Below are 6428 nucleotides of genomic sequence, written 5' to 3'. Positions count from 1 at the left end.
TAAGAAATTGCTTCGGTAGCCGTTGCGCAGACGCGGCTACTGACACCGGTTCCCCACCAAACGTTTAGAGGTAGCCGCCGCCTGCCGGGCACGGGTCGGGCTGCCTCTAAACGGGGGGAAGGCAAACCGGCTGTCAGACGTCATGCTATCCGTTGAAAAAATTGATCGCTGGGACGCCTTCGTAGCGCTCAAAGGTGAGTGGGATGATTTACTGGCGCGGTGCCTGCATCGGACGCCATTCCTGACTCATGATTGGATGATGGTGTGGTGGAAACACTTTGGCGTCGGCAAAGAACTCTGTGTTCTGGTGCTGCGCGAACAAGGACGGGCTGTGCTCATCGCTCCGATGATGAAGCACTGGGGTCAATTTTATGAACGGCTCCTCACGATTCCCGTCCTGGCGATTGATACGATGGCCAACTATCATTCCAATCGAGCAGATTGGGTCTATGCCGAGTTGCGCCGTGAGTACGTGGAAGCGCTGTGGGAGCATATCCTCAATCACGAGCGATGGCATTTGCTGCGGTTGTATCCGATCCTGGCCGAATCGCCGACGGTCGCTGAACTTCAACGACTCATTGCGCGACGCCACATCCACGCGACCTCGCTCCATGATCAGACGTCGCCCTATTTGCTCATGACTCAAGCCTGGCCTGCGTATGTTCGCCACCTGCCACATCAAATCACGCGCTACGTCAAAAAGGCGCAGCGCCTGCTGGCAGACCGTCAACTGAGTGTTGAGCTGCATACTCACCCCGACGATGTTGATGCTTTGATGTCACAACTGTTTACCATCGCCGAGAAAGGCTGGGCCAGCACACGCGGGACAGCCATCTCTGCGAATGAGCAATTGCGCGGGTTTTACACCGACTTAATGCACCTGGCCAATCAGCGCGACTGGCTCCTGATCAGCTTGCTCAAAGACAAGCAAAATCCTATTGCCTTTGAATACAACCTCCGCTATGAACAAACGATCTACAACCTCAAGATCGCCTATGATCCAGCCGTTGCCCAGTATCGGCCCGGACACGTGCTCAGGTATCTGACGTTATCCAGCGTGTTTGACCATCAATCGCAGTTTCGCGAGTTTGATTTCTTGGGCGATGCGCTGGCTCACAAACTCCTCTGGACGCAGCAGACCCGCCCGCACATCAAGTTGAGCCTCTATCACCCACGTCACCCTTATGCGCAGTTCCTCTACTACCTGCAAACGAAATTCCTCCTGCCGGTGAAATCCCACTTGGTGCGCGCGCTTGGCGCAACCGAGCGGACGCCGGTGTGGCTCTCCAACCTGATTCTCCGACTCTTCCCACACGAACAAATCGGATGCAAACCCCGCCAGGCTGCATAGCATGCTGAGCAGCTAGACCCGGTCTCATAAATGCACGAAGTGGGTCGGGCACGCCTTGATGCGCTTTTCAAAAGCGCCGACATGACCTATGAGACCGCTTCTAGCTTTTGAATCGCCCGGCGTGGCGCGGGCCGTTATGTGCTTGATGCGGCCGGTGCAGTTTCAGGCTGGCTACGGCCGTGAGCGCGTAGTCTGCGCGTTCCCCGCGGGCGAGCTTGGGATAGGCTGCGGCAGCGATCATCGCTGCGTTGTCAGTCGTTAACATCGGGCTGGGCACGTAGAGAGGAATGCCGGCTTGCTCGGCCAGGCGCTTTCCTTCGCGGCGCAACTCGGTGTTGCAGGCGACGCCGCCGGCCAGAATGATCGTGCGTGGATGCACCTGTTCGATCGCGTTGCTGACGCGATGCAGCAGCGTCTTTACCACGATCCGCTGGAAGCTGGCGGCCAGATCAATGATCTCTTGTGGTGGGTGTTCAGCGTCAGGCGGTGGCGACCAACCACGCTCTTGGACGTACCGTCGCACAGCCGTTTTCAAGCCACTGAAGCTGAAATCGAGTGTTCCATCGCTCATGCGCGGCATCGTGAATGCAACAGCCTGTGCGTTGCCATGTTGTGACAGCCGATCAATGATCGGCCCGCCGGGATAGCCCAGCCCCAACAGTTTGGCCACCTTGTCAAAGGCTTCGCCGGCGGCATCGTCGCGCGTGTGTCCGAGTCGCTGATAATGCTCCGCTTCAGGAATCGCGTACAATTCCGTGTGCCCGCCGGAGACGAGCAAGGCCAGCGCCGGATACTCGATCGGACCATTTTCAAAGACCACCGAATAGATATGCCCCTCCAGATGATTCACCCCGACAAACGGCTTGTTCAACGCGAACGCCAGTGACTTGGCGTAGCTGAGTCCCACTAACAACGAGCCGACCAGGCCAGGACCGTAGGTCACCCCAATCCCATCAATCTGTTGAAACGTCACACCGGCCGTCTGGAGCGCCTGCTCAACGACGGGCACGATGTTCCTGATGTGCTCGCGCGAGGCCAGTTCCGGCACAATGCCGCCGTATGGCTGATGTGTGCTCACTTGAGACGAGACGATATTGGAGCGAATGATGCAGCCGTCTTCGACGATGGCCGCCGCCGTTTCATCACATGATGTCTCGATGCCGAGAATCAACATTGCGCCTCACTCAGAGACAGGGGCCGAGGCCAGCCGCTTCAAGCTCTCGGTGTAGGGAGGCCGGGCAATGCCGCGCTCGGTAATGATGGCTGTGACGTATCGGTTGGGCGTGACATCGAACGCCGGATTAACGGCCTCGACCCCTTCCGGCGCGATGCGCTGACCGTTGATCTGGATGATTTCACTGATGTCGCGCTGTTCAATAGGAATTTGCTCGCCAGATGCGAGCGACAGATCAATCGTTGACATCGGCGCCGCCACATAAAACGGAATGCCGTGCTCTTTGGCCAGCACCGCCACCGAGTATGTCCCGATTTTGTTCGCCACGTCGCCATTGGCAGCGATGCGGTCAGCGCCCACGATGACGCAATCAACCTCTCCTCGCTTCATCATGTAACCGGCCATGTTATCGGCGATCAAAGTGACCGGAATGCCGTCTTTCTGAAGCTCCCAAGCCGTTAATCGCGCGCCTTGCAGGAATGGGCGCGTTTCGTCGGCCAGCACATGAATCTTTTTGTGTTGCTCGACCGCCGCGCGGATCACGCCGAGCGCCGTGCCGTAACCGGCCGTGGCCAACGTGCCGGCATTGCAGTGAGTCAACACGTTGGCCTGATTGGGCAGCAACGTCGCGCCGTGTCGGCCGATTCGGCGATTCAGCTCAATATCCTCCTGTTTGATCCATTTGGCTTCTTCGATCATTCGCTGTTTGACCGCTTCGATCGAGGCCTGCTCTCGTTTCGCCTCGGCGAACACACGCTTCATTCGTTCGATCGCCCAGAAAAGATTCACAGCCGTCGGGCGTGTAGCTGCCATCACCTGACAAATCTCATTCAACTCCCGCTCCAATTGTTCAAGCGTCGTGGCCTGCGAGTTGCGAATGCCAATGGCGATACCCATCGCCGCCGCCACGCCAATAGCCGGCGCGCCGCGAATCACCATGTCTTTGATCGCTTGTGCGACCTCTTGGTGTGTGCGATAGACCGGATACAGCTCTTCATTGGGCAGCTTCCGCTGGTCAATCATCCGCACACCTTCGTCAGTCCATTCAATCGTTTCAATCATGTCTTGTTCTTCGACCCTCAGATGGCTCTCGTCAAGAGAGGTATCTTAGTTGATCTGCTTGCGCCTTGGCAACATGATGCTCTGCAAATCGGCTGCAGGCAGGCGACTGATGCAAGCAACATATTCACGCTGCTGCGGTGAGTATTGGTGGCCAGGAGCGCAGAAGCACTGGAGCATTGCCTGTGATTTGTCAAAAATTGTAACCCTACGGCGAAATAACTGGACGAGCGTTGAGGGATTGTCGTATTTTCCGCTGCGCACATGGCCGGTATGGACAAGCGGAATTTGATCTATCTGTTCGCCGCAACGCTCTTCTCCTACACAACGCTCTCGATGCTCATTCCGACTTTTCCAGCCTATGTGTTGAGTCTGGGCGGCAACGCCGCCGACGTTGGCTTGACATGGGGCGCATTCACCGCCGGCATACTCGTGTCGCGTCCATTGATCGGGCGGTGGACAGACCGCCGAGGCCGCCGTTGGGTCATGCTCTTGGGCACGCTGATTTTTTCGCTCGCGCCGCTGCTGTATCTGGTTAGCCAGTCTGTCCTGCTGCTTTATCTGTGTCGCTTCATTCACGGCATTGGCTCGGCTGCGTTCACCACCGCGTCGGTCACCTTGTTGACCGATTGTACGACTGCCGAAAATCGTGGACACACACTTGGACTGATGGGCACGGCCAATAACATTGGATTCGCGCTGGGACCTTGGTTGGGAAGCCAACTGGTTCAGACGAGCGGCTTCACCGGCCTGTTCCTGACGACCGCTGCGTTCGCGCTGATCAGTTGGATGGCTGCGCTGCCGCTTCGCGAGGTCGTCATGCCGGCGCAGAGTCGCGCGCCGGTCAGCTATCTGCGCGCCGTCCGGCAACGAAGCGTCTTGTTATCTTCTTCAATTTTGCTCATCGCTGCCATCATTCATACGAGTATTATGACCTTCCTTCCGCTGTTCCTCGACGAGCGGCGGTTGCTGGGCGCCGGTCCCTATTTCTTCACGCTCGGAGTTTGCATGTTGCTCGTTCGCGCGTTGGCCAGGCCGATTCTCAATGCGCAAGCGCACCGATCGGTTGTCGGTCTCTCACTGTTGGGCATGACCATAGGAATTTTGATCATTGTGCATGCAACCAGCTCAGCGTGGCTGCTCAGCGCGGCCATTTTGTATGGATTCAGCTTCGCTGTCATCCGTCCGGTATTGACCTCGTTTCTGGCTCACCATACGCCGGCGAGCGCGCGCGGCACCGTCTTCTCGTTTTATGAAGGCGCTTATGATTTGGGCATGTCGCTGGCCGGAATCGGGCTGGGCTTGGTCGCCAACAGCTTTGATTTGGTGGTGATGTTCTACCTGACGATGGCTGTTGGTCTTGTTGGTCAACTTCTCTCGCTGGGCCTTACCAATGGGGCGGAGGAATCGGTGGAATGGTCTGTGGTGTTGCAAGAAGAGCAGAGCATCCATCGGTGATGCAAAGGCTCATCGCGGAGTGAGCGAAACGGCTGCCGGTAGGTGCAAGAAGAGCAGAGCATCCACCGATCAAGCAGGCTGGGATGGTCAGATGACCTTCAGCGTATGAGCCACTCAGAGCGCGACCGACCGCTCCGAAGCCGGATCAGCAATCTCGTTTTTCAAACAAATAGTGGGACACACCCCACTCCTGCCCCTGACGATACCCGAACAGCTCAGCGCACGCCATGAAGAACACGCGCCAATACACCCAGCGTTTGACAGCTTGACTACGGCCATACACGTCGGCGAATATGGCGAGTATCTTTGATCTGTGTTGATCCATCTTGTTCAACCACGCCTGGCAGGTACGTTGGTAATGAACGCCGCTGATCCGCCAGCGATCCAGTGCGCGAACATCGTTCTGAAAATGGAGCAAGAGATCGTGCGATGGCATGATGCCGCCTGTGAAGAAATGCCGCGCCATCCAATCATTCGGCCCTCGATCTTCATACGGATAAGCGTACTTCTGATGGCAAAAGATGTGCACGAAGAGCAACCCATCCGGCTTCATCCACGACGCAATGCGAGCCAACAACGTTTGGTAATTTCGCATGTGCTCGAACATCTCAATCGAGATGATGCGGTCAAATTGTAGACTCGTGCTGAAGCTGTTCATGTCCGAGGTGATGATCTGCAGATTGGTCAGGCCGCGCCGCGCTGCTTCCGCGTCAATGAATGCTTTCTGCGCGCGGGAATTGGAGACGCCGATGATTCGACTGTTAGGATACAGCTCAGCGAGGTAGAGCGAGAGCGATCCCCACCCACAGCCCAGATCGAGCACCTGCTGTCCATCGGCAACGCGCGCGCGCTGGCACGTCAAAGCCAGCATCGCTTCTTCCGCTTCATCGAGTGTCGCCACACCGACCGGCCAGTAACAGCAACTGTACTTGAGTCGCCGACCGAGCACGAGTTTGAAAAACGCCGCTGGCACGTCGTAATGCTGCGCATTGGCATCACGCGTATTCAATGCGATAGGACTTTGTTTCAACTCCTCAACAAACTGCTCAAGCCGCCGCTGTTGCGCCCTGGCATCGCTCTGCCGCTCCTGGCGCAGCCGCGAGGCCACGATCTGCCGAATGCCGATGCGAATCATCCAGTCAGGCAGCAGGTTTCTCTCTAACAACTTTTCGTACCACATGAGTCAGCGTGTTTATCAAAGCTGGCGCATCTACGATTCAATGGTATGACGTCTCTAGCGTGATAGAGGTGGTGTTTATGATTGTCGTGGAAACCACGGCACAAAAGCACTCGTCCTCTGTTGATAGGCGCGGTAGGCATCGCCTTTGCTTCGTAGCAACTGCGCCTCGGTCGCCGGAATGCCGGTGACGCGCAACAGAAAATAGA

At 56.9% G+C, this 6428-nt stretch carries 5 protein-coding genes; 2 read left to right on the top strand and 3 right to left on the bottom strand.

The window, feature by feature from the left end:
• The first annotated feature begins 142 nt into the window (after positions 1–142).
• Positions 143–1351, top strand: coding sequence for a GNAT family N-acetyltransferase (locus NZ823_07235; protein ID MCS6804923.1), 1209 nt, complete (start codon positions 143–145; stop codon positions 1349–1351).
• 100 nt (positions 1352–1451) lie between these two features.
• On the opposite strand, the gene tsaD is transcribed toward NZ823_07235, so the two are convergent.
• Positions 1452–2525: a tRNA (adenosine(37)-N6)-threonylcarbamoyltransferase complex transferase subunit TsaD gene (gene tsaD, locus NZ823_07230; protein MCS6804922.1), complete on the bottom strand. Its 1074-nt coding sequence runs from the start codon at positions 2523–2525 to the stop codon at positions 1452–1454.
• Between the two features lie 6 nt (positions 2526–2531).
• Positions 2532–3587: an S-methyl-5-thioribose-1-phosphate isomerase gene (mtnA, locus tag NZ823_07225; GenBank protein ID MCS6804921.1), complete on the bottom strand. Its 1056-nt coding sequence runs from the start codon at positions 3585–3587 to the stop codon at positions 2532–2534.
• Positions 3588–3857: 270 nt separating this feature from the next.
• Here mtnA and NZ823_07220 point away from each other — a divergent pair, with 270 nt between their 5' ends.
• Complete coding sequence (locus NZ823_07220) at positions 3858–5042, top strand: MFS transporter (GenBank protein ID MCS6804920.1); 1185 nt, start codon at positions 3858–3860, stop codon at positions 5040–5042.
• Between the two features lie 145 nt (positions 5043–5187).
• On the opposite strand, the gene NZ823_07215 is transcribed toward NZ823_07220, so the two are convergent.
• The gene (locus NZ823_07215; GenBank protein ID MCS6804919.1) at positions 5188–6222 is read right to left on the bottom strand and encodes a cyclopropane-fatty-acyl-phospholipid synthase family protein; all 1035 of its coding nucleotides are present in this window, start codon (positions 6220–6222) and stop codon (positions 5188–5190) included.
• Between the last annotated feature and the right edge of the window lie 206 nt (positions 6223–6428).

The sequence above is a fragment of the Blastocatellia bacterium genome, assembly GCA_025054955.1.
Classification (GTDB): domain Bacteria; phylum Acidobacteriota; class Blastocatellia; order HR10; family J050; genus JANWZE01.
This window is presented reverse-complemented; position numbering and strand designations above follow the sequence as displayed.